Below are 22,229 nucleotides of genomic sequence, written 5' to 3'. Positions count from 1 at the left end.
GCTGCTGGAGATGAACATGTCCGAAACCTTCCTCAATCCGGTCACCACCCAGACCTGGGCCAACGGCCGCCATATCGTGCGCTGCGTCAAGGTCATCCAGGAGACCTGGGACGTGCGCACCTTCTGCTTCATGGCCGACCAGCCGATCATGTTCTTCTTCAAGCCGGGCCAGTTCGTCACCCTGGAGCTTGAGATCGAAGGCAAGCCGGTGATGCGTTCGTACACCATCTCCAGTTCGCCGTCGGTGCCGTACAGCTTCTCGATCACCGTCAAGCGTGTGCCGGGCGGGCTGGTGTCGAACTTCCTCCACGACACCATGCATGAAGGCGCCGAGTTGCCGGTGCACGGTCCGGTCGGTCTGTTCAATGCCATCGACTACCCGGCGGCCAAGGTGCTCTACCTGTCCGGCGGTGTCGGCATCACCCCGGTGATGTCCATGGCGCGCTGGTTCTACGATACCAACGCCAATGTCGACATGGTCTTCGTGCACAGCGCCCGTTCGCCCAAGGACATCATCTTCCACCGCGAGCTGGAGCAGATGGCCTCACGCGTGCCGAACTTCAGCCTGCACATCGTCTGCGAGAAGCATGGTCTGGGCGAGCCGTGGGCGGGCTATCGCGGCTACCTGAACCAGCGCCTGATGGAGCTGATCGCGCCCGACTATCTGGAGCGGGAAATCTTCTGCTGTGGTCCGACGCCGTACATGAGCGCGGTCAAGCGCATGCTCGAAGCCGTGGGCTTCGACATGAAGAACTACCACGAGGAATCGTTCGGCGCCACGCCACCGGAGGCCAAGGCCGATGCCGTCGAGCACGCCGAAGCCGCCGCCGAGGCCCCGGAAGTGGACGCCGCCGACCTCAACCTGGTGGAGTTCATCGGCAGCGACAAGAGCATCCGCATCGCCCCGGGCGAAACGGTGCATGCCGCCGCGGCAAAAGTCGGCCTGATGATCCCCAAGGCCTGCGGCATGGGCATCTGCGGCACCTGCAAGGTGCTCAAGCTGGGCGGTGAAGTGGAGATGGAGCACAACGGCGGCATCACCGAGGAAGACGAAGCCGAAGGCTACATCCTCTCGTGCTGCAGCGTGCCCAAGGGCGACGTGCGCATCGATTACTAGCCGCGCGTAGCGCGGCAGCGGCAAGCGGCAAGCGACAAGCGACAAGCGACAAGCTGCAAGCTGCAAGCTGCAAGCGGCAAGCGGCAAGCTGCAAGCGGCAAGCGGCAAGCGACAAGCTGCAAGCTGCAAGAAAAAGCAAGCTCTACACCGGCCCGCTTCTTCTTGCAGCTTGAAGCTTGCAACTTGCCGCTGCTCTCAGGTGCGGAAACGGGCAACCATGCTGTTGAGGCCGACGGCCAGGCGTGACAGTTCGGCGCTGGCCATCGTGGTCTGGTGGGCGCCGGTGGCGCTCTGCACCGACAGATCGTTGATGTTCACCAGGTTGCGGTCCACCTCGCGGGCCACTTGAGCCTGCTCCTCCGCGGCGCTGGCGATCACCAGGTTGCGCTCGTTGATCTGGCCTACCGCACTGGCGATGGTGTCCAGCGCCAGGCCGGCGCCACGGGCGATGTTCAAGGTCGATTCGGCGCGTTCGGTGCTGGTGCGCATCGACTCCACTGCCTGTTCGGTGCCGCCCTGGATGCTGCCGATCATCCGCTCGATTTCGCTGGTCGATTGCTGCGTGCGATGCGCCAGTGCCCGCACTTCATCGGCCACCACCGCAAAACCACGTCCGGCCTCGCCGGCACGCGCGGCCTCGATCGCTGCGTTGAGCGCCAGCAGGTTGGTCTGGTCGGCCAGGCCGCGAATCACGTCCAGCACCTTGCCGATATCGCGTGATTGCCCGGCCAGGTCTTCGACCAGACGGGCGGTGTTCTGCACGTCGCCGCTCATGCGCTCGATGGCGCTTACGGTCTCCAGCACCAGGTCGCGGCCGTCACCGGCCGAACGGCTGGCTTCGCCCGACGCCTCGGAAGTGCTTACGGCGTTGCGGGCCACTTCCTCCACTGCGCTGGTCATCTCGGTCACGGCAGTTGCTGCCTGCTGGATCTCGTTGTTCTGCTGGGCCAGGCCGCGGGCGCTCTCGTCGGTGACGCTGTTGAGCTCTTCGGCCGCCGAGGCGAGCTGGGTAGCGGAGCCGGAGATCTGCTGCAGCGTGTCGCGCAACTGCACCTGCATCTGGTCCATGGCCTGCAACAGGCGCGCGGCCTCGTCGGTGCCGGCGGTGTCGATGGCGTGGGTCAGGTCGCCTTTGGCGATCCACTCGGCGGCCGCCAAGGCCTGGTCGATCGGCTTGACGATGCTGCGGGTCAGCAGCAGGGCGAACAGCACCATCAGCGCGGTGGCGACCACCAGCAACGCGATGACCAGCATGAAGGCACGGTCGTACTGCTGGGCGGCATCGGCGTTGGCCGAGCGGGTCTGGGTGGCGTTGAACTGAAGGAGCTTTTCCATGGCCTTGTTGATCTGCTCGGAATTGCTCAGCAGGTCATGGTTGAGCAGTTCGCGCATCGCTTCGAGCTGATCGGCCTGGCTGTAAGCGCGCAGGCGCATTTCCAGTTGACGGTACTGGGCCAGGACCTGGCCGAGTTCGTCGAAGGCGGCGCGCTCACCGGGTTCGAGAATCAACGGCGCATAAGCGTCGCGGGCCTTGTCGATCTGCGCGTTACGCTCGTCCATGAGGCGCAAGGTTTCGTCCTGCAGGTTGCGATCGACCATCAGGCGGTAGGAGAGGGTGCGCAGGCGCTGGTTGTTGGCGGTCAGTTCGTCGAGCAGCTTGATGCTGGGAATGTTGATCTGTTCGATGTTCACGCCCGCTTGACGGATATGCCCCATCTGCAGCAGTGAAAACACACCCAGGCCCAGCATCAGCAAGCCTATGAGGGAAAAACCGAGAAGTGCGCGCGGCGCGATGTTCAGCGTACGTAGCGACATGACGTCGAGTCCGGAAGGATGGCTCGCGTCCATGCGAAAGAATTTGTCTTACAAACCTATCGGTAACGGACTACCAGTCTTTAGGATCGGCCAAAAAAATGAGCCTTCTACAATCGCTTGGACGGACGGGCGGTTGACCCAGGTCGGAACAAGACCCCGCTTACCCTGTCAATGTGCCGGAACGAGAGCCTTCGATCCTGATTTTTAATGGCGGGGGCGCATGCTTTTCTTTATCGTGTGCGCCCTTTGCAACAACCCGAGATAGACGCATGTTGGAAGCTTCCCTGAATCAACTCGAGCAACTGGTCGCCGACCTGATGCACAAGAACGCGCAACTGACCGAGCAGAACCAGCAGCTCGACCAGGCACTGGCCCAGGCCAAGGAAGAAAATGAGACCCTGCAACTGTCGCTGATGGAGCAGGAAGAGCAGAACGGCGCCACCGCCGCCCGCATCCAGGCCTTGGTCGAGCGTGCCAGCGCAGGTGCCGTCAGCGCATGAGCCTGCACTCGCAGTCGATCAACGTGGTGAACATCCTGGGCACCGAGTATTCGCTCAAGGCGCCCGAGGGTGAGGAGCAGACGCTGTCGCAGGCTGCGCACATGCTCAATGTGGCGTTGAGCGAAACCAAGCGTAAGTTTCCGACGCTGATCGGTGACAAGCTGCTGGTGCTGGCGGCGCTGAACCTGTGCTCACGGCAGATCGAACTGCAGCGCGAGCATCAGCGCACCCTCGAGCAGACCCAGGCCAAGGTCGACGCGGCGGTCGATGCCATCGCCAGGACCTTGGGCGAGCCGTAGCGCCGCGCTGGCGGCGCGCCCCGTCCTGCTCGGTAGCGCCGCTCAGCCGCTGATGATCGCGCGGATGTCCGCCGCCAGTTCACGCACACGGTCCTGCTCGGTATCCCACGAACACATGAAGCGCGCGCCGCCGCTGCCGATGAAGGTATAGAAGCGCCAGCCCCTGGCGCGCAGGGCTTCGAGGGCCAGTTCCGGCAATTGCAGGAACACGCCATTGGCCTGCACCGGGAACATCAGTTGCACGCCCGGCAGATCGCTGACCAGCGAGGCCAGCAACTGCGCGCACTGGTTGGCGTGCTGGGCGTGGCGCAGCCAGGCGCCGTCTTCCAGCAGCCCGACCCAGGGCGCGGAGAGAAAACGCATCTTCGACGCCAACTGTCCGGCCTGCTTGCAGCGGTAGTCGAAGTCTTCGGCCAGCTCGCGGTTGAAGAACAGGATCGCTTCGCCCACGGCCATGCCGTTCTTGGTCCCGCCAAAACACAGCACATCCACGCCGACCTTCCAGGTCAGCTCGGCCGGCGAACAGCCGAGGAACGCGCAGGCGTTGGCAAAGCGCGCACCGTCCATGTGCAGGTTCAAGCCCAGGTCCTTGCAGGTGGCGCTGATGGCCTTGAGTTCTTCGGGGCGGTAGACGGTGCCGACTTCGGTGGCTTGGGTGATGGTCACCACACGTGGCTTGGGGTAGTGGATGTCCTGGCGCTTGAGCGCCACTTCGCGAATCGATTCGGGGGTCAGCTTGCCACCGACGCTGGCAGCGGTGAGCAGCTTCGAGCCGTTGGAGAAGAACTCCGGCGCGCCGCATTCGTCGGTCTCCACGTGGGCGGTCTCGGAGCAGATCACGCTGTGGTAGCTCTGGCACAGCGACGCCAGGGCCAGCGAGTTGGCGGCGGTGCCGTTGAAGGCGAAGAACACCTCGCAGTCGGTTTCGAACAGCGTGCGAAAGTGCTCGGCGGCGCGCTCGGTCCATTGGTCGTCGCCGTAGGCGCGCTGGTGGCCCTGATTGGCCTGCGCCATGGCCGTCCAGGCTTCGGGGCAGATGCCGGAGTAGTTGTCGCTGGCAAATTGTTGGCTCTTGTCTGTCATGGCAGGTCCTGTAAACCGTGGGCACCCCGGTACTGTAGCGAAGTTTCTGGTCAGGGCTATAGCGGTGTTGGTCAGTTCGGGAGTTTAGTGAGAAAACGATTGGAGCTGAAAATCTGAACTTCAGAAGTCTCTATCTTACTTGTGGGAGATTTCTTTCGGACCATGATTAAACTCACTAACAACCGATCTTTGGTCCATTGCAGGTGATGTATGTTTGAAACGTCACTGTTCATTCGAACGCTCCCAAAATCCTTGTCAAAGGCACATTGGGTTATCCCGTTTGGGTAGCGCTTCAGGCACGCAAGATCAATCTGAGCAGTCGGTCAGTTCACGGGGCATTTGCGCACCGCGCGGCGGCCTGGTTTGAGCGCTCGAGTGGTGGCTGTCTGAAAACGCCTAGGCGTCGAGAAACGGCTGGTTTTCAGGAAGCTTCCTGTGCAACTCGGTAGTGTTTCGATGAGTGCAAATATGAACTTAGAAGGCAGACGATCATTCGACGCGGTGGCTTCCAGGCAAGGACTGTGGCCACTCGTGCATCGAAACGCGTGCCGGGAGTCCCCCACTGAACATTGCATGAAACTGCTCATTACCTGCGCCGCGCACCTTTGTTTGGGCATGACAAATGTCTCTACCGCGTATCGCCTGACCCAGGCCGCGCGCGCTGCATCGGCACCATGACCCGCTCCCTGTCACTGCTCCTGCTGCTGGTCCTCAGCGCCGACGCCTTGCTGGTGTTCCTCCTGCCGGTGATGGTCTACGCCCATACCGCCAGCCTGGCGTGGTCGGGCCTGGCATACGCCATGACGTGGCTGCCGCGGATAGGGGTGACGCCGCTGGTCGGCCGCTCCATCGATCGCTGGGGTGTGCGCAAGGTCTCGGTGCTGTCGGATGTGCTGAAGTGTGCAGGGTGCCTGTGCGTGGTGCTGATGCTCAGTGCGGCGCCGGACGCCCTGACCGTGACGCTGCTCGGCGGACTGTTGAGTGGGTTGGTCGCGATCGGCAATGCGCAGAGCCTGATTGCCTACGAAAAGATGATCGCCCTGGTCAGCCGCGACGTGGATCGGGATGTGAACCTGCTCTGTCGCATCGATCAACTGGCGATGGTCACCGGGCCGTTGTGCGGATTCCTCTGCTACGCCGCTGGCGTTGAAGCCTTGTTGCTGCTGGCGGCTGTGCTGTATGTCAGCAACGCCCTGTGCTACGCCTTTAGCCGGGTGGTGCCGGACAATCGCTGCGAAGCTGCGCCCGACGCCACAGCGCCTGGGCCTGGCAACCTGAAGCTGATCCTGTCGACGCCGGTGCTGGTCAGCTCGGTGGTCCTGGCCGTCGGCAACAATGCCTTCGACGGACTGGTGGAGGCGGGCGCGGTGAGTTTGATCGACCGTGCCATGCAGTTGCCCATCGAGTACTTCGCCTTCGTCGATGTCTGCGCGGGAATCTGCGGGGTGGCCGCGACCTTGCTCTACCCGCGCCTGGCCGCCGCCGTGCCGGCGCTGCGGCTGTTCAGTGCGGCGGCGCTGCTGACGGTGCTGGCCAGTGCCCTGATGATCCTGTCCCAGGCCTACTTGCCAGGTTTTCTCGTGCTGTACGCCCTGAACATCGCTGGCAAGGTGTTCATGACCAACTTCTGTCGCGGCCTGCGCATTCGCCTGGTGCCGGTCGAGCGCCTGGCGAGTGTGTCCTCGCTGATGGTGTTGATGAACCAGGCCGTGCTGCCTGTGGTGGGCATGACCCTCTACCTGCTCGGCGAACAGGCGCGCAGCCTCTCTGTTCTGCTGATCGCGGCCATTGCCATCAGCGTGCTGGGGGCCTGGAAGGTTCGCGCTCAGGCGGGCTCGCGACCGGTAATCGAGCCCTCGCCCTGCATGCCCGTCGATGGGCGCTGAAGCAATGTCGTAAACGCGCCATTGCAAGGCGCGCGCAGGCATCTGTGTACAACGGCCCGGCCATACCATCGCCGCAAAGGGTCATTGAACCCTCCCAACAAAAAATGATCGCTGCCGGGAGAGACACGATGTTCAGCAAGCAAGACCAGATCCAGGGTTACGACGATGCACTGCTGGCGGCGATGAATGCCGAAGAACAGCGGCAGGAAGATCACATCGAGCTGATCGCCTCGGAGAACTACACCAGCAAGCGCGTGATGCAGGCCCAAGGCAGCGGCCTGACCAACAAATACGCCGAAGGCTATCCAGGCAAGCGTTACTACGGCGGCTGCGAGCACGTCGACAAGGTCGAGGCGCTGGCCATCGAGCGCGCCAAGCAGCTGTTCGGCGCTGACTACGCCAACGTCCAGCCGCACTCCGGCTCGTCGGCCAACGGTGCCGTGTACCTGGCGCTGCTGCAGGCCGGCGACACCATCCTGGGCATGAGCCTGGCCCACGGCGGTCACCTGACCCACGGCGCCAAGGTGTCGTCCTCGGGCAAGCTGTACAACGCCGTGCAGTACGGTATCGACACCAACACCGGCCTGATCGACTACGACGAGGTCGAGCGCCTGGCCGTCGAGCACAAGCCGAAGATGATCGTCGCCGGCTTCTCGGCCTACTCCAAGACCCTCGATTTCCCACGCTTCCGCGCCATCGCCGACAAGGTCGGTGCGCTGCTGTTCGTCGACATGGCCCATGTCGCCGGCCTGGTAGCCGCTGGCCTGTACCCGAACCCGATTCCCTTCGCCGACGTGGTCACCACCACCACCCACAAGACCCTGCGCGGTCCACGTGGCGGCCTGATCCTGGCCAAGTCCAACGAAGAGATCGAGAAGAAGCTCAACGCGGCGGTCTTCCCCGGCGCCCAGGGCGGCCCGCTGATGCACGTGATCGCGGCCAAGGCCGTGTGCTTCAAGGAAGCGCTGGAGCCTGAGTTCAAGAGCTACCAGAAGCAAGTGATCGAAAACGCCCAGGCCATGGCCCAGGTGTTCATCGACCGTGGCTACGACGTGGTCTCCGGCGGCACCGACAACCACCTGTTCCTGGTCAGCCTGATTCGCCAGGGTCTCACCGGCAAAGACGCCGACGCCGCCCTGGGCCGCGCGCACATCACCGTCAACAAGAACGCCGTGCCGAACGACCCGCAATCGCCGTTCGTGACCTCGGGCCTGCGGATCGGCACCCCGGCCGTCACTACTCGCGGCTTCAAGGTCGCCCAGTGCGTGGCCCTGGCCGGCTGGATCTGCGACATCCTCGACAACCTCGGCGACGCTGACGTGGAAGCCGATGTGGCGAAGAACGTCGCGGCGCTGTGCGCAGATTTCCCTGTTTACCGCTGAGTGGAGTCCCACACCATGCAACGTTACTCGGGCTTCGGCCTTCTCAAGCACTCCCTCAGCCACCACGAGAACTGGCAGCGCATGTGGCGCACGCCGACGCCGAAAAAGGTGTACGACGTGGTCATCGTCGGCGGTGGCGGCCATGGCCTGGCCACGGCCTACTACCTGGCCAAGGAACACGGCATCACCAACGTGGCGGTGATCGAAAAGGGTTACCTGGGCGGCGGCAACACCGCCCGTAACACCACCATCGTGCGTTCCAACTACCTGTGGGACGAGTCGGCGCACCTCTACGAACACGCCATGAAGCTGTGGGAGGGCCTGTCCCAGGACATCAACTACAACGTGATGTTCTCCCAGCGCGGCGTCTACAACCTGTGCCACACCCTGCAGGACATGCGTGACTCCGAGCGCCGCGTCAGCGCCAACCGCCTCAACGGCGTGGACGGCGAGTTGCTCAATACCGCCCAGGTCGCGGCCGAGATCCCGTACCTGGACTGCTCCAAGAACACCCGCTACCCGATCCTCGGCGCCACCGTACAGCGCCGGGGCGGCGTGGCCCGTCACGATGCCGTGGCCTGGGGCTATGCCCGTGCCGCCGACGCCTTGGGCGTGGACCTGATCCAGCAGACCGAGGTGACCGGTTTCCGCAAGGAAAACGGCGCCGTGATCGGCGTCGAGACCAGCAAGGGATTCATCGGCGCCAAGCGCGTCGGCGTGGTCACCGCCGGTAACTCCGGGCACATGGCCAAGCTGGCCGGCTTCCGCCTGCCGCTGGAGTCGCACCCGCTGCAAGCACTGGTCTCCGAGCCGATCAAGCCGATCATCGACAGCGTGATCATGTCCAACGCCGTGCACGGCTACATCAGCCAGTCCGACAAGGGCGACCTGGTGATCGGTGCCGGTATCGACAGCTGGGTCGGCTACGGTCAGCGCGGCTCGTACCCGGTGATCGAGCACACCCTGCAGGCCATCGTCGAGATGTTCCCCAACCTGTCGCGCGTGCGCATGAACCGCCAATGGGGCGGCATCGTCGACACCTCGCCCGACGCCTGCCCGATCATCACCAAGACCCCGGTCAAGAACCTGTTCTTCAACTGCGGTTGGGGAACGGGCGGCTTCAAGGCGACCCCGGGTTCGGGCAACGTCTTCGCTGCGAGCCTGGCCAAGGGCGAAATGCACCCGCTGGCCGCGCCGTTCTCCATGGACCGTTTCTACAACGGCGCACTGATCGACGAACACGGCGCTGCTGCCGTCGCCCACTAACCGGAGACACCGTCATGTTGTATATCTTCTGTCCCCACTGCGGCGAGCTGCGCTCCGAAGAAGAGTTCCACGCCTCGGGCCAGGCGCACATCGCCCGTCCGCTGGACCCCAACGCCTGCTCAGACCAGGAATGGGGCACCTACATGTTCTACCGTGACAACCCGCGCGGTATTCACCATGAGCTGTGGGATCACGTTGCCGGCTGCCGTCAGTACTTCAACGTCACCCGCAACACCGAGACCTACGAGATCCTGGAAACCTACAAGATTGGCGAGAAGCCGCAGGTCAGCGCCCGCGAACACACACCTGAGCGCTCGGCGGCCGTAAACGAACGGGGAGTCAACGTATGAGCCAGACCTATCGCCTCGCCAGCGGCGGCCGTATCGACCGCAGCAAGGTGCTGAACTTCACCTTCAACGGCAAGACCTACCAGGGTTATGCCGGCGACAGCCTGGCCGCTGCGCTGCTGGCCAACGGCGTCGACATCGTCGGGCGCAGCTTCAAGTACTCGCGCCCGCGCGGCATCATCGCGGCCGGTACCGAAGAGCCGAACGCCATCCTGCAGATCGGCGCCAGCGAAGCCACCCAGATCCCCAACGTGCGTGCCACCCAGCAGGCGCTGTATTCGGGCCTGGTGGCCACCAGCACCAACGGCTGGCCGAACGTCAACAACGACGTCATGGGCATCCTCGGCAAGGTCGGCGGCAGCATGATGCCGCCGGGCTTCTACTACAAAACCTTCATGTATCCCAAGTCGTTCTGGATGACCTACGAGAAGTACATCCGTAAAGCCGCCGGTCTTGGCCGGGCGCCGCTGCAGAACGATCCGGACAGCTATGACTACATGAACCAGCACTGCGACGTGCTGATCGTCGGTGCCGGCCCGGCGGGCCTGGCCGCTGCCCTGGCCGCTGCGCGCAGCGGTGCCCGGGTGATCCTGGCCGACGAGCAGGAAGAGTTCGGTGGCAGCCTGCTCGACACCCGCGAAACCCTCGATGGCAAACCCGCTGCCGAGTGGGTCGCCAGCGTCGTCAGCGAGCTCGAAGGCCTGCCGGAAGTGACCCTGCTGCCGCGCGCCACGGTCAACGGCTACCACGACCACAACTTCCTGACCATTCACGAGCGCCTCACCGATCACCTCGGCGACCGCGCGCCGATCGGCCAGGTACGCCATCGCGTGCACCGCGTGCGGGCCAAGCGCGTGGTCCTGGCCACCGGCGCCCACGAGCGTCCGCTGGTGTACGGCAACAACGACGTGCCGGGCAACATGCTGGCCGGTGCGGTCTCCACCTACGTACGCCGCTATGGCGTGGCGCCGGGCCGTAAGCTGGTGCTGTCGACCAACAACGACCATGCCTACCGCACTGCGCTGGACTGGCACGATGCCGGCCTGCAAGTGGTCGCCATCGCCGATGCACGCCACAACCCACGCGGTTCGCTGGTCGAGGAAGCACGTGCCAAGGGCATCCGTATCCTCACCTCCAGCGCCGTGATCGAAGCCAAGGGCAGCAAGCACGTCACTGGCGCCCGCGTGGCGGCCATCGATGTGCAGGCGCACAAGGTCACCAGCCCAGGCGAAACCCTCGAGTGCGACCTGATCGCCACGTCCGGCGGCTACAGCCCGGTGGTTCACCTGGCCTCGCACCTGGGCGGTCGCCCGGTGTGGCGTGACGACATTCTCGGCTTCGTGCCGGGCAATGCCCCGCAGAAACGCGAATGCGTCGGCGGCATCAACGGCGTCTACCCGCTGGGCGATGCCATTGCCGATGGCTTCGAAGGCGGCGTGCGCGCAGCCACCGAGGCCGGCTTCAAGGCCACCGTCGGCACCTTGCCGAAAACCGTGTCGCGCAAGGAAGACGCCACCGTGGCGCTGTTCCAGGTGCCGCACGACAAGGGCACCGCCCGTGCGCCCAAGCAGTTCGTCGACCAGCAGAACGACGTCACTGCTGCAGCCATCGAGCTGGCCACCCGCGAAGGCTTCGAGTCGGTCGAGCACGTCAAGCGCTACACCGCGCTGGGCTTCGGTACCGACCAAGGCAAGCTGGGCAACATCAACGGCCTGGCCATCGCCGCCCGTTCGATGGGCATCACCATCCCGCAGATGGGCACCACCATGTTCCGCCCCAACTACACGCCAGTGACCTTCGGCGCGGTAGCGGGTCGTCACTGTGGCCACCTGTTCGAGCCCGTCCGCTTCACCGCCTTGCACGCCTGGCACGTGAAGAACAGCGCCGAGTTCGAGGACGTGGGCCAGTGGAAGCGTCCGTGGTACTTCCCCAAGGCCGGTGAAGATATCCATGCCGCCGTGGCCCGCGAGTGCAAGGCCGTGCGCGACAGCGTCGGCTTCCTCGACGCCTCGACCCTGGGCAAGATCGACATCCAGGGCGCGGATGCGCGCGAGTTCCTCAACCGCGTGTACACCAACGCCTGGACCAAGCTGGATGTGGGCAAGGCCCGTTACGGCCTGATGTGCAAGGAAGACGGTATGGTCTTCGACGACGGCGTCACCGCCTGCGTCGGCGAGAACCACTTCATCATGACCACCACCACCGGCGGCGCTGCCCGCGTCCTGCAGTGGCTGGAGCTGTACCACCAGACCGAATGGCCGGACCTGAAGGTGTACTTCACCTCGGTCACCGACCACTGGGCCACCATGACCCTGTCCGGTCCGAACAGCCGCAAGCTGCTCAGCGAGCTGACCGACATCGACATGGACAAGGAAGCCTTCCCGTTCATGACCTGGAAGGAAGGCAACGTCGGCGGTGTACCGGCTCGGGTGTTCCGTATCTCCTTCACCGGTGAGCTGTCGTACGAAATCAACGTGCAGGCCAACTACGCCATGGGCGTGCTGGAACAGATCATCGAGGCAGGCAAGAAGTACAACCTGACCCCGTACGGCACCGAGACCATGCACGTACTGCGCGCCGAGAAGGGCTTCATCATCGTCGGTCAGGACACCGACGGCTCGATGACCCCGGACGACCTGAACATGAGCTGGTGCGTGGGCCGCAACAAACCGTACTCGTGGATCGGCCTGCGTGGCATGAACCGTGAAGACTGCGTGCGCGAGAACCGCAAGCAACTGGTCGGGCTCAAGCCGGTGGACCCGAATGTCTGGCTGCCCGAAGGCGCCCAGTTGGTGTTCGATCCCAAGCAGCCCATTCCGATGGACATGGTCGGCCACGTCACCTCCAGCTACAAAGCCAACTCCCTGGGCTATTCGTTCGCCATGGGTGTGGTCAAGGGCGGCCTCAAGCGCATGGGCGAGCGTGTCTACTCGCCGCAGGCCGATGGCAGCGTGATCGAGGCGCAGATCGTGTCTTCGGTGTTCTTCGATCCGAAAGGTGAGCGGCAGAACGTCTAAGGACTTTGGAAGACCGCACCGGACCCTGTGGGAGCGGGCTTGCCCCGCGATGCGAGGGTGGCCTCCCGGCCCCATCGCCCACAGGTTCGGTGTCGTTCCTGGCACAAGAATTCAAGGCAGGTAAGAAATGAGCGCTATCAACGTCTTCCAGCAAAATCCCGGCAGCGAGGCCAAGGCCCAGTCGCCGCTGCACCATGCCGATCTGGCCAGCCTGGTCGGCAAAGGCCGCAACAACGCAGGCGTGACCCTGCGCGAACGCAAGTTCCTCGGTCACCTGACCCTGCGTGGCGATGGTCACGACGCCGAATTCGCCGCCGGTGTGCACAAGGCCCTGGGCCTGGAACTGCCGGTGGCCCTGACCGTCGTCGCCAACGACGAGATGTCGCTGCAATGGGTCGGCCCGGACGAATGGTTGCTGATCGTCCCCGGCGGTCAGGAACTGGCCGTCGAGCAGAAACTGCGCGCGGCCCTCGAAGGCCAGCACATCCAGGTGGTCAACGTCAGCGGCGGGCAGAGCCTGCTGGAACTGCGCGGCCCGAACGTGCGCGACGTGCTGATGAAGTCCACCAGCTACGACGTACACCCCAACAATTTCCCGGTGGGCAAGGCGGTCGGCACGGTGTTCGCCAAGTCGCAACTGGTGATTCGCCGCACGGCTGAAGACACCTGGGAGCTGGTGATCCGCCGCAGCTTCTCCGATTACTGGTGGCTGTGGCTGCAGGACGCCTCGGCCGAGTACGGTCTGGCCATCGAGGCCTAAGGAGCGCAGCACATGAGTCGGGCACCGGATACCTGGATTCTCACCGCCGATTGCCCGAGCAAGCTGGGCACGGTGGATGTGGTGACGCGCCATCTGTTCGAGCAGAGCTGCTATGTCACCGAGCACCATTCCTTCGATGACCGGCTGTCGGGGCGCTTTTTCATCCGCGTCGAGTTCCGTGCGCCGGAGGGCTTCGATGAAGAGGCCTTCCGTGCCGGCCTCGGCGAGCGCAGCGCCAGCTTCGGCATGGCCTTCGAGCTGATCGCGCCAAATCATCGCCCCAAGGTGGTGATCATGGTGTCCAAGGCCGACCACTGCCTGAACGACCTACTCTACCGTCAGCGCATCGGTCAGCTGGGCATGGAGGTGGTCGCGGTGATTTCCAATCATCCCGACCTGGAACCGCTGGCGCACTGGCACAAGATCCCCTACTACCATTTCGCCCTCGACCCGAAAGACAAGCCGGGTCAGGAGCGCAAGGTGATCAAGGTGATCGAGGAAACGGGCGCGGAGCTGGTGATCCTCGCCCGCTACATGCAAGTGCTGTCGCCGGAGTTGTGCCGTCGTCTCGACGGCTGGGCGATCAACATCCATCACTCGCTGTTGCCTGGATTCAAGGGCGCCAAGCCCTACCACCAGGCTTACAACAAGGGTGTGAAGATGGTCGGCGCCACGGCGCACTACATCAACAACGACCTGGACGAAGGCCCGATCATCGCCCAGGGCGTCGAGGTGGTGGACCACAGCCACTACCCCGAGGACTTGATCGCCAAGGGGCGTGACATCGAATGCCTGACCCTGGCGCGGGCGGTGGGGTATCACATCGAGCGGCGGGTGTTCCTCAACGCCAATCGCACTGTCGTGCTCTGATCGGTCTCATCGCAGGACAAGTCGCCGCGCTCACAGGAATGCCACGGGTTTCGAATCCGCTGAACGCCCTGTGGGGGCGGGCTTGCCCCGCGATGGGCTGCACCGCTTTCGACCTGCCGTAAACAGGCATCCCTCTGTCGCATCCAGTCAGTGCAGCGACACCCATCAGGCCCACAATTCCCCCATTCCAGTAACGCATGCCGCCCATGGATGGCGGCGCTTCAACCACCGCTGCATAAGTACAAATCAAGCGAGGTAAGAGCATGTCTGGTAACCGTGGAGTGGTGTATCTCGGCGCAGGCAAGGTCGAGGTGCAGAAGATCGACTACCCCAAAATGCAGGACCCACGCGGCAAGAAGATCGAGCACGGCGTGATCCTCAAGGTGGTTTCCACCAACATCTGCGGCTCCGACCAACACATGGTCCGTGGTCGCACCACCGCTCAGGTCGGCCTGGTCCTGGGTCATGAAATCACCGGTGAAATCGTCGAGAAAGGCCGCGACGTAGAGCGCATGCAGATCGGCGACCTGGTCTCGGTGCCGTTCAACGTAGCCTGCGGTCGCTGCCGTTCCTGCAAGGAAATGCACACGGGCGTGTGCCTGACCGTCAACCCGGCTCGCGCTGGCGGCGCCTACGGCTATGTCGACATGGGCGACTGGACCGGTGGCCAGGCCGAGTACGTGCTGGTGCCCTATGCCGATTTCAACCTGCTCAAACTGCCTGAGCGCGACAAGGCCATGGAGAAGATCCGTGACCTGACCTGCCTGTCCGACATCCTGCCCACCGGCTATCACGGCGCCGTCACCGCAGGCGTCGGCCCGGGCAGCACCGTCTATGTGGCCGGTGCCGGTCCGGTCGGTCTGGCAGCGGCCGCCTCGGCGCGCCTGCTGGGTGCGGCCTGCGTGATCGTGGGCGACCTCAACCCGGCGCGTCTGGCCCATGCCAAGGCCCAGGGCTTCGAGGTGGTCGACCTGTCCAAGGACACCCCGCTGCACGAGCAGATCGTCGACATCCTCGGCGAGCCGGAAGTGGACTGCGCGGTCGATGCGGTGGGCTTCGAGGCCCGCGGCCACGGCCACGAGGGCGCCAAGCACGAGGCCCCGGCCACCGTGCTCAACTCGCTGATGCAAGTCACTCGCGTGGCCGGCAGCATCGGTATCCCGGGCCTGTACGTGACGGAAGATCCAGGTGCGGTAGACGCTGCGGCGAAGATCGGTGCGCTGAGCATCCGCTTCGGCCTGGGCTGGGCCAAGTCGCACAGCTTCCACACCGGCCAGACGCCGACCATGAAGTACAACCGCCAGCTGATGCAGGCGATCATGTGGGACCGGATCAACATCGCCGAAGTGGTGGGTGTGCAGGTCATCAGCCTGGATCAGGCGCCGGAAGGCTATGGCGAGTTCGATGCCGGCGTACCGAAGAAATTCGTCATCGACCCGCACAAGACCTTTAGCGCTGCCTGACGGTCACTAGGCCGCTCGGCGGTCATGCTGTTCATCCAGGGCTATCGGTTAGTCCAGGGTCAGCAGCATGATTTGCCCTGCGGCCTTTTGCTGTCTGTCTGTGGCTGGCCGCTTTCATGAAGCCTGCTGCCCACCCCGGAACAAACCCCCGACCCTCCAGTCCAACGCCTCGTTTCCCAGGCCATCCCGGCCGACGAGGTCCGCGCAATGAAAGCCATCACTCTGGCAACCCTGATGACCCTGGCCGCAAGCCCGGTGTTCGCCTTCAATCTCAATGACGCCGCCGATGTGGTCTCCGCGCTGCAAGGGCCGAATCAGAAGACCGAGGCGCCGGCGCCTCAAGCCAACTTGCTCAATACCTTGGGTCGCGATCTGAAGATCACCCCCGAACAGGCCGTCGGCGGCGCGGGTGCCATGCTGGGCCTGGCACGCAACAACCTGAGCAAAGCCGATTACGGCCAGTTGACCCAGGCCGTGCCGGGCCTTGACCAGTTGACTGGGGCCAATGCCTTGGGTGGATTGCAGGGACTGGACGCCTTGCTTGGCAAGGGCAGTGGGCATCAGTCGGCGCTGAGCAGCGCGCTGGGCAATGTGGAAAACCGCAACGACCTGGACAGCGCGTTCAAGGCGCTGGGCATGGACACCGGGATGATCGGCCAGTTCGCGCCGCTGATCCTGCAGTACCTGGGTCAACAGGGCGTGGCTGGGTCGCTGCTGCAGAACCTGAGTAGCCTGTGGACGACACCTGCGCGCACGGTGCCGTCAGTCTGAGGGCTGCGCGATTCAGCGCAGTTCGGCGCGCAGTTGCTCGATGCGCTGGTCCTTGTCTTCCCACAGCTGGTTCACCCAGGCCTGAACCTTCTGCCGGAACACCGGATCGCTCTCGTAGTCGCCTTCGCACAGTGCCGGGTCCAGCTCGCGCACGCGGATATCGATGATCACCCGCTCGATGCTGCCATTGAGCAGCGCCCAGAACCCCGGTGCCTTGTTCCCCGGATAGACGATGGTCACATCGAGCAGGGCATCGAGCTGCTGGCCCAGGGCCGCCAGCACGAAGGCCACGCCGCCGGCCTTGGGCTTGAGCAGGTGGCGATAGGGCGACTGCTGCTCAGCGCGCTTGGCCTCGGTGAAGCGGGTGCCTTCGAGGTAGTTGACCACGGTCACCGGCTGGCGCTTGAACAGCTCGCAGGCCGCTTTGGTGATTTCCAGGTCCTTGCCTTTGAGCTCGGGGTGCTTCTCCAGGAAGGCCTTGCTGTAGCGCTTCATGAACGGATAGTCCAACCCCCACCAGGCCAGCCCCAGCAGCGGCACCCAGATCAGTTCTTTCTTGAGGAAGAACTTGAAGAACGGCACCCGCCGGTTGAGGCTTTCGATCAGCGCCGGGATATCGACCCAGCTCTGGTGGTTGCTGATGCACAGGTAGGAGGTGTGCGGGTGCAGTTCGTCGACGCCGCGAATGTCCCATTGGGTGGGAATGCACAGGGCGAAGATGGCCTTGTCGATTTCCGACCAGGTCTCGGCGATCCACATCACCGCCATCGAGGCGTAATCGCGTCCACGTCCGGGCAGCACCAGCTTGAGCAGGGCAAAGACCAGCAAAGGGCAGATCAACACCACGGTGTTGAGCAGCAGCAGGGCGGTGGTGAGAATGCCGGTCAGCAGGCGACGCATAGATAAACTCTTGTTGTGTGAAATTTCTGGTTGGCAATGATAAGCAGGCCAACGCCTTACGCCAAACGCCCGTTGCTCGACGGCACGGACAAATGTTTCACATTATGTGGGGTAGGTTAGAGGCAGCGGCAAGTTGCTAGCGGCAAGCGGCAAGACAAAGCCGTCGCACCCTGTCCAGCTTGCAGCTTGCAGCTGAAGCCCCCTCCGTTCGACCTCAAGGAAATGTGTTCTGTGAAATCCATGCTTGCTCTCCTTTCACTGCTCGCGCTGCCGGTCATGGCGGCCGAGCCGACCCTGTATGGCCGCTACGAGTACATCAAGCTCCCCGAGATCGGCCAGACCCTCAAGGCCAAGATGGACACCGGTGCGTACACCGCCTCGCTGTCGGCCAAGGACATCGAGACCTTCACCCGTGATGGCGAGGACTGGGTGCGTTTCCGCCTCGCCACCAAGGATGCCGATGGCAAGGTCTACGAGCACAAGGTGGCGCGCATCAGCAAGATCAAGGCCCGTGTCGGCGATGACGAGGACGAGGACGAACCCTCTGAGGCCGCGCGCCGCCCGGTAGTGGACCTGGAGCTGTGCCTGGGCGACGTCAAGCGCACGGTCGAGGTCAACCTCACCGACCGCAGCAACTTCAACTACCCGCTGCTGATCGGCGCCAAGGCCCTGCGCGAGTTCAAGGCCGCCGTGAACCCCGCCCGCCGCTACACCGCCGATAAGCCGGGCTGCTGATGCAGCAGCTGCAAGCGGCAAGCGGCAAGCGGCAAGCGGCAAGAAAAAAGCGGATCGGTATAGGCTCGCACGCAGCGCTTTTTCTTGAAGCTTGTCGCTTGCAACTTGAGGCTGCCAATGCAGCAGCTTTGAGCTGCAAGCTTCAAGCTGCAAGAAAGAGCGGATCGGTATAGGCTCGTGCGCAGCGCTTTTTCTTGAAGCTTGAAGCTTGTGGCTTGAAGCTTGTGGTTTGCAACCCGAGGCTTTCCCGTGCCGCACATCCTCATCGTCGAAGACGAATCCGCCATTGCCGATACGCTCGTTTATGCCCTGCAGGCCGACGGGCACAGCACCACCTGGGTGAGCCTGGGTGGGCAGGCGCTGGAGCAGATGCGCCTGCGGCCGGCCGATCTGGTGATCCTCGACATCGGGCTGCCGGACATCAGCGGGTTCGAGACCTGTCGGCAACTGCGGCGCTTCAGCGAAGTGCCGGTGATGTTTCTCAGTGCCCGCGACAGCGAGATCGACCGCGTGGTGGGCCTGGAGATCGGCGCCGACGACTACGTGGTCAAGCCGTTCAGCCCGCGTGAGGTCAGTGCGCGGGTGCGGGCGATCCTCAAACGCATGGCCCCGCGCGTGGAGGCGAGCGCAGCGGTGGCTGCGTTCGAGGTCGATACCCTGGCCATGCGCATTCTTTACCAAGGCCAGGCGTTGACGCTCACGCGCCATGAGTTCCGCCTCCTGCAATGCCTGCTCGAGCAGCCACGGCGGGTGTTCAGCCGCGAGCAATTGCTCGACGGCCTGGGCGTGCCGTCCGATGTCGGCTATGAGCGCACCGTCGACAGCCACATCAAGAGCCTGCGCGCCAAGCTGCGTCAGGTGGTGCCTGAGGCAGAGCCGATCCAGACCCATCGCGGGCTGGGCTACAGCTACAGCCCGGACCACACCTGATGCGCCTGGGTATTCGCATCTTTCTGGTGTATTTCCTGTTCGTCGGGCTGTCGGGCTACTTTCTGCTCAACACCGTGCGCGAGCAGATTCGCCCGGTGGTGCGCCAGTCCTCCGAGGAAACCCTGGTGGACACCGCCAACCTGCTGGCCGAGATCGTCCATGACGACGTCAAGGCTGGCACGCTTGGACAAAGTCATCTGCCGCAGGTGATGAAGTCCTACGGGCAGCGCCGCCCTGGCGCCGAGATCTGGGGCTTGGCGAAGAATCAGGTCAGCCACCGCATCTATGTCACTGACGCCCAAGGCATCGTCTTGCTCGATTCCAGCGGTCAGGCGCTGGGCCAGGACTACTCGCGCTGGAACGACGTCTACCTGACCTTGCGCGGCCAGTACGGCGCCCGCTCGACCCGCAGCGACCCAAACGACGAAAGCACTTCGGTGATGCATGTGGCGGCGCCGATCCTCGACGCAGGGCGCATCATCGGCGTGGTGACCGTGGCCAAGCCCAACAGCTCGCTGCAACCCTACATCGACCGTTCCGAGCGGCGCTTGCTGGCGCTCGGCCTGGGCTTGATCGTGCTGGGCCTGCTGGTGGGCGCGGCGTTGTCCTGGTGGCTGGCGCGCTCGCTGCGCCGACTCACCCGCTATGCCCAGGCCGTCAGCGAGGGCCAGCGCGCGGCGCTGCCGCACTACAAAGGGGGCGAGTTGCTGCAGTTGGCCACGGCGGTCGAGCGCATGCGCACGCAACTGGAGGGCAAGGCGTATGTCGAGCGCTACGTGCACACCCTGACCCACGAGTTGAAGAGCCCGCTGGCGGCGATTCGCGGCGCATCGGAGCTGCTACAGGCGCCGATGGCCGACGAGCAGCGCGCCCGCTTCGCCGGCAATATCGAGCGCGAGAGCGAGCGTTTGCAGCAGATGATCGAGCGCCTGCTGAATCTGGCGCGGGTCGAGCAGATGCAGACGCTGGAGGATGAGCAGCAGGTCTCGGTGGCGCTGCTGATCGAAGACATGCTGCACAGCTATGCGCCACGTATCGAGAGCGCCGCTGTGCAGGTCGCCCAGCAGGTGCCGCACGGCCTGCGCTTGCTGGGCGACCCCTTCCTGTTGCGTCAGAGCCTGGCCAACCTGCTGGATAACGCCCTGGACTTCACGCCGCCGGGCGGTGCGCTGGTGTTCGCCCTGGAGCGTGCAGGCGAGCGCGTGGCCCTGAGTCTGTTCAATCAGGGCGAGCCCATTCCGGATTACGCCCTGGAGCGGGTCAGCGAGCGCTTCTATTCACTGCCGCGGCCGGGCACCGGGCGCAAGAGTACCGGCCTGGGGCTGAACTTCGTCGCCGAGGTGATGCACCTGCATGGCGGCACGCTGGCTGTCGACAACGTCGAAGGCGGTGTGCGGGTTCGCCTGTGGCTGCCGATGCGACGCATCAGCTGACACCCCAACTCCACACACTCTCCACAGAACCTCCCCATTGGCTCCACGTGCCGGGCGCAACCTGCCGTCCATCACCCTCGGAGTCCAACCCCCATGAACAAGACCCTCGGTTTCAAGCTCGGCCTGATCGGCGTGCTGATGCTGTTGTTGCTCATTCCCCTGCTGATGATCGGCAACCTGATCGACGAGCGCCAGAACCTGCGCGACAGCGTGTTGCAGGACATCGCCCAGCGCTCGAGCTTCGACCAGCAGATCAGCGGCCCGCTGCTGGTGGTGCCCTATCGCAAGTTGCAGCGGCGCTGGATCGAGAAGGACGGCAAGCGCGTCGAGGAAACCAGCTCCATCGCCGGTCACCTGTATTTCCTGCCGGAAACCTTCGACGTGCAGAGCCAGGTGGATACCGAGCTGCGCGCTCGCGGGATCTATCAGGCGCGGCTGTTTCATGCCAAGAACCAGATCGGCGGGCGCTTCAAGCTGCCCGCGCGCTGGGGGATCGAGAAAGACTTCGACGACTACCGTTTCGACACCCCGTTCGTGGCGGTGGGCGTCAGCGATATCCGCGGCATCGAGCATGCCACCGAGTTCAGCTTCGACGGCCAGCGCCTGCCGTTCGAGGCCGGGACCGGTCTGGACTGGATGAGCGGCGGCCTGCATGTCGCCCTGCCGCAGCTCGACGGTGAGCAGGCCCGCGCGTTCGACTATGGTTTCGACCTCGGCCTGCAGGGCACCGGGCAACTGCAGGTGCTGCCCGTGGGCCGCAGCAGCCGGGTGCAGATGCACGCCAACTGGCCGCACCCCAGCTTCATCGGCAGCTACCTGCCGGCCAGCCGCGACATCGACGCCAACGGCTTCACCGCGCACTGGCAGACCTCGATTTTCGCCACCAACCTGGAAGACGCCTTGCGCCAGTGTGCCGAGTCCGACAAATGCGCAGCGTTCAGCGAGCGCACCTTCGGCGTGAGCTTCGTCGACCCGGTGGACCAGTACCTCAAGAGCGAGCGGGCGATCAAATACGCGCTGCTGTTCATCGCCCTGACCTTTGCCGGCTTCTTCCTGTTCGAGGTACTGAAGAACCTCAGCGTGCACCCGGTGCAATACGTGCTGGTGGGGGTGGCGCTGGCGCTGTTCTACCTGCTGCTGCTGTCGTTGTCGGAGCACCTGGGCTTTGCCCTGGCGTATGCGCTGTCGGCGGCGGCCTGCGTGCTGTTGATCGGTTTCTACCTGAGCCATGTGCTGCACAGCCTCGGCCGCGGAATCGGCTTCGCGGCCGGACTGGCGGCGCTGTACGGGCTGCTCTATGGCCTGCTCAGCGCTGAGGACTATGCGCTGCTGATGGGCTCGCTGCTGTGCTTCGGTCTGCTGGGCGTGTTCATGGTGCTGACCCGCCGGCTGGACTGGTCGCGGGTGGGGAGGGGCGCATGAGGGAGGACAAGGAGATCGGGAGCTGGTTGGCGCTGCGGGTGGGGTTGTTGTTTGCGCTCAGACGCAGGCCACTGCGGCTGAAACGCCCCTGATGGTGTTCACTCAAGCGATGTATGGCTGGGATTGGGGCTGCTGTGCAGCCCATCGCGACACAAGGCCGCTCCTACAGGGTCCGGACAGCCTCATGTTTCAGGGATTACGCGCACGTTGTGGGAGACCTAGGCCACTGCGGC

19 protein-coding genes are annotated in these 22,229 nt (G+C 64.0%); 16 read left to right on the top strand and 3 right to left on the bottom strand.

Annotated elements, in window-relative coordinates:
* The first annotated feature begins 16 nt into the window (after positions 1-16).
* Entirely contained in the window at positions 17-1,117 is a 1,101-nt protein-coding gene (gbcB, locus tag Q7C30_RS09655) for a glycine-betaine demethylase subunit GbcB (protein ID WP_029614881.1), read from the top strand.
* 195 nt (positions 1,118-1,312) lie between these two features.
* On the opposite strand, the gene Q7C30_RS09650 is transcribed toward gbcB, so the two are convergent.
* The gene (locus Q7C30_RS09650) at positions 1,313-2,932 is read right to left on the bottom strand and encodes a methyl-accepting chemotaxis protein (protein WP_317871373.1); all 1,620 of its coding nucleotides are present in this window, start codon (positions 2,930-2,932) and stop codon (positions 1,313-1,315) included.
* 269 nt (positions 2,933-3,201) lie between these two features.
* Between Q7C30_RS09650 and Q7C30_RS09645 the strand changes: the two genes are divergently transcribed.
* Entirely contained in the window at positions 3,202-3,432 is a 231-nt protein-coding gene (locus Q7C30_RS09645; protein ID WP_029614877.1) for a hypothetical protein, read from the top strand.
* On the top strand, positions 3,429-3,731 hold the full coding sequence (locus Q7C30_RS09640) for a cell division protein ZapA (protein ID WP_029614876.1): 303 nt from the start codon (positions 3,429-3,431) through the stop codon (positions 3,729-3,731). Before Q7C30_RS09645 ends, Q7C30_RS09640 begins: the two co-directional genes overlap by 4 nt.
* 42 nt (positions 3,732-3,773) lie before the next feature.
* Here Q7C30_RS09640 and Q7C30_RS09635 read toward each other — a convergent pair whose 3' ends face one another.
* Positions 3,774-4,814, bottom strand: a complete 1,041-nt coding sequence (locus Q7C30_RS09635; RefSeq protein ID WP_317871372.1) for a low specificity L-threonine aldolase — start codon at positions 4,812-4,814, stop codon at positions 3,774-3,776.
* Positions 4,815-5,488: 674 nt separating this feature from the next.
* On the opposite strand from Q7C30_RS09635, the gene Q7C30_RS09630 reads away from it, so the two are divergent.
* From Q7C30_RS09630 to Q7C30_RS09590, 9 genes are all read left to right on the top strand, one after another.
* The gene (locus Q7C30_RS09630) at positions 5,489-6,700 is read left to right on the top strand and encodes an MFS transporter (RefSeq protein ID WP_317871371.1); all 1,212 of its coding nucleotides are present in this window, start codon (positions 5,489-5,491) and stop codon (positions 6,698-6,700) included.
* 128 nt (positions 6,701-6,828) lie between these two features.
* Positions 6,829-8,082 carry a serine hydroxymethyltransferase gene (locus tag Q7C30_RS09625; RefSeq protein ID WP_039581293.1) on the top strand — a complete coding sequence of 418 codons (1,254 nt, stop codon included), beginning with the start codon at positions 6,829-6,831 and terminating at the stop codon, positions 8,080-8,082.
* Positions 8,083-8,097: 15 nt separating this feature from the next.
* Positions 8,098-9,348 carry a sarcosine oxidase subunit beta family protein gene (locus tag Q7C30_RS09620; protein WP_029615229.1) on the top strand — a complete coding sequence of 417 codons (1,251 nt, stop codon included), beginning with the start codon at positions 8,098-8,100 and terminating at the stop codon, positions 9,346-9,348.
* A gap of 14 nt (positions 9,349-9,362) precedes the next feature.
* The gene (locus Q7C30_RS09615; RefSeq protein WP_039581290.1) at positions 9,363-9,698 is read left to right on the top strand and encodes a sarcosine oxidase subunit delta; all 336 of its coding nucleotides are present in this window, start codon (positions 9,363-9,365) and stop codon (positions 9,696-9,698) included.
* On the top strand, positions 9,695-12,712 hold the full coding sequence (locus Q7C30_RS09610) for a sarcosine oxidase subunit alpha (protein WP_317871370.1): 3,018 nt from the start codon (positions 9,695-9,697) through the stop codon (positions 12,710-12,712). The genes Q7C30_RS09615 and Q7C30_RS09610 overlap by 4 nt, the downstream gene beginning before the upstream one ends.
* 127 nt (positions 12,713-12,839) lie before the next feature.
* A complete protein-coding gene (gene soxG / locus Q7C30_RS09605) occupies positions 12,840-13,472 on the top strand; it encodes a sarcosine oxidase subunit gamma family protein (protein WP_029615231.1) in 633 nt (210 codons plus the stop codon).
* Between the two features lie 12 nt (positions 13,473-13,484).
* On the top strand, positions 13,485-14,342 hold the full coding sequence (gene purU, locus Q7C30_RS09600; protein WP_029615232.1) for a formyltetrahydrofolate deformylase: 858 nt from the start codon (positions 13,485-13,487) through the stop codon (positions 14,340-14,342).
* Between the two features lie 263 nt (positions 14,343-14,605).
* Entirely contained in the window at positions 14,606-15,805 is a 1,200-nt protein-coding gene (fdhA, locus tag Q7C30_RS09595) for a formaldehyde dehydrogenase, glutathione-independent (RefSeq protein WP_039581282.1), read from the top strand.
* A 207-nt stretch (positions 15,806-16,012) separates the two neighbouring features.
* Entirely contained in the window at positions 16,013-16,576 is a 564-nt protein-coding gene (locus tag Q7C30_RS09590; RefSeq protein WP_029615271.1) for a DUF2780 domain-containing protein, read from the top strand.
* Positions 16,577-16,588: 12 nt separating this feature from the next.
* Here the strand turns inward: Q7C30_RS09590 and Q7C30_RS09585 are convergent, their stop codons facing one another.
* Entirely contained in the window at positions 16,589-17,476 is an 888-nt protein-coding gene (locus tag Q7C30_RS09585; RefSeq protein ID WP_116889629.1) for an acyltransferase, read from the bottom strand.
* Between the two features lie 231 nt (positions 17,477-17,707).
* Here Q7C30_RS09585 and Q7C30_RS09580 point away from each other — a divergent pair, with 231 nt between their 5' ends.
* The 4 genes from Q7C30_RS09580 to creD all read left to right on the top strand — a co-directional run bounded on the left by Q7C30_RS09580 (position 17,708) and on the right by creD (position 21,996).
* On the top strand, positions 17,708-18,211 hold the full coding sequence (locus Q7C30_RS09580) for an ATP-dependent zinc protease (RefSeq protein ID WP_029615273.1): 504 nt from the start codon (positions 17,708-17,710) through the stop codon (positions 18,209-18,211).
* A 249-nt stretch (positions 18,212-18,460) separates the two neighbouring features.
* Positions 18,461-19,141 carry a two-component system response regulator CreB gene (gene creB, locus Q7C30_RS09575; RefSeq protein WP_317871369.1) on the top strand — a complete coding sequence of 227 codons (681 nt, stop codon included), beginning with the start codon at positions 18,461-18,463 and terminating at the stop codon, positions 19,139-19,141.
* Positions 19,141-20,574 (top strand): two-component system sensor histidine kinase CreC, encoded by a 1,434-nt coding sequence (creC, locus tag Q7C30_RS09570; protein WP_317871368.1) that lies wholly within the window; start codon positions 19,141-19,143, stop codon positions 20,572-20,574. The genes creB and creC overlap by 1 nt, the downstream gene beginning before the upstream one ends.
* Positions 20,575-20,667: 93 nt before the next feature.
* Positions 20,668-21,996, top strand: a complete 1,329-nt coding sequence (gene creD / locus Q7C30_RS09565) for a cell envelope integrity protein CreD (protein WP_116889627.1) — start codon at positions 20,668-20,670, stop codon at positions 21,994-21,996.
* Positions 21,997-22,229: the final 233 nt, after the last annotated feature.

It is taken from the genome of Pseudomonas sp. RAC1 (assembly GCF_030658255.1).
In the GTDB taxonomy this organism is placed as follows: Bacteria; Pseudomonadota; Gammaproteobacteria; order Pseudomonadales; family Pseudomonadaceae; genus Aquipseudomonas; species Aquipseudomonas boreofloridensis.
Note: the sequence above shows the minus strand (reverse complement) of the source record. Positions and strands in the feature narration are given on the sequence as shown.

Coding starts and splice junctions, on each gene's coding strand:
- gbcB (WP_029614881.1), top strand. CDS start 17: ATGTCCGAAACCTTCCTCAATCCGGTCACCACCCAGACCTGGGCCAAC.
- Q7C30_RS09650 (WP_317871373.1), bottom strand. CDS start 2,932: ATGTCGCTACGTACGCTGAACATCGCGCCGCGCGCACTTCTCGGTTTT.
- Q7C30_RS09645 (WP_029614877.1), top strand. CDS start 3,202: ATGTTGGAAGCTTCCCTGAATCAACTCGAGCAACTGGTCGCCGACCTG.
- Q7C30_RS09640 (WP_029614876.1), top strand. CDS start 3,429: ATGAGCCTGCACTCGCAGTCGATCAACGTGGTGAACATCCTGGGCACC.
- Q7C30_RS09635 (WP_317871372.1), bottom strand. CDS start 4,814: ATGACAGACAAGAGCCAACAATTTGCCAGCGACAACTACTCCGGCATC.
- Q7C30_RS09630 (WP_317871371.1), top strand. CDS start 5,489: ATGACCCGCTCCCTGTCACTGCTCCTGCTGCTGGTCCTCAGCGCCGAC.
- Q7C30_RS09625 (WP_039581293.1), top strand. CDS start 6,829: ATGTTCAGCAAGCAAGACCAGATCCAGGGTTACGACGATGCACTGCTG.
- Q7C30_RS09620 (WP_029615229.1), top strand. CDS start 8,098: ATGCAACGTTACTCGGGCTTCGGCCTTCTCAAGCACTCCCTCAGCCAC.
- Q7C30_RS09615 (WP_039581290.1), top strand. CDS start 9,363: ATGTTGTATATCTTCTGTCCCCACTGCGGCGAGCTGCGCTCCGAAGAA.
- Q7C30_RS09610 (WP_317871370.1), top strand. CDS start 9,695: ATGAGCCAGACCTATCGCCTCGCCAGCGGCGGCCGTATCGACCGCAGC.
- soxG (WP_029615231.1), top strand. CDS start 12,840: ATGAGCGCTATCAACGTCTTCCAGCAAAATCCCGGCAGCGAGGCCAAG.
- purU (WP_029615232.1), top strand. CDS start 13,485: ATGAGTCGGGCACCGGATACCTGGATTCTCACCGCCGATTGCCCGAGC.
- fdhA (WP_039581282.1), top strand. CDS start 14,606: ATGTCTGGTAACCGTGGAGTGGTGTATCTCGGCGCAGGCAAGGTCGAG.
- Q7C30_RS09590 (WP_029615271.1), top strand. CDS start 16,013: ATGAAAGCCATCACTCTGGCAACCCTGATGACCCTGGCCGCAAGCCCG.
- Q7C30_RS09585 (WP_116889629.1), bottom strand. CDS start 17,476: ATGCGTCGCCTGCTGACCGGCATTCTCACCACCGCCCTGCTGCTGCTC.
- creC (WP_317871368.1), top strand. CDS start 19,141: ATGCGCCTGGGTATTCGCATCTTTCTGGTGTATTTCCTGTTCGTCGGG.
- creD (WP_116889627.1), top strand. CDS start 20,668: ATGAACAAGACCCTCGGTTTCAAGCTCGGCCTGATCGGCGTGCTGATG.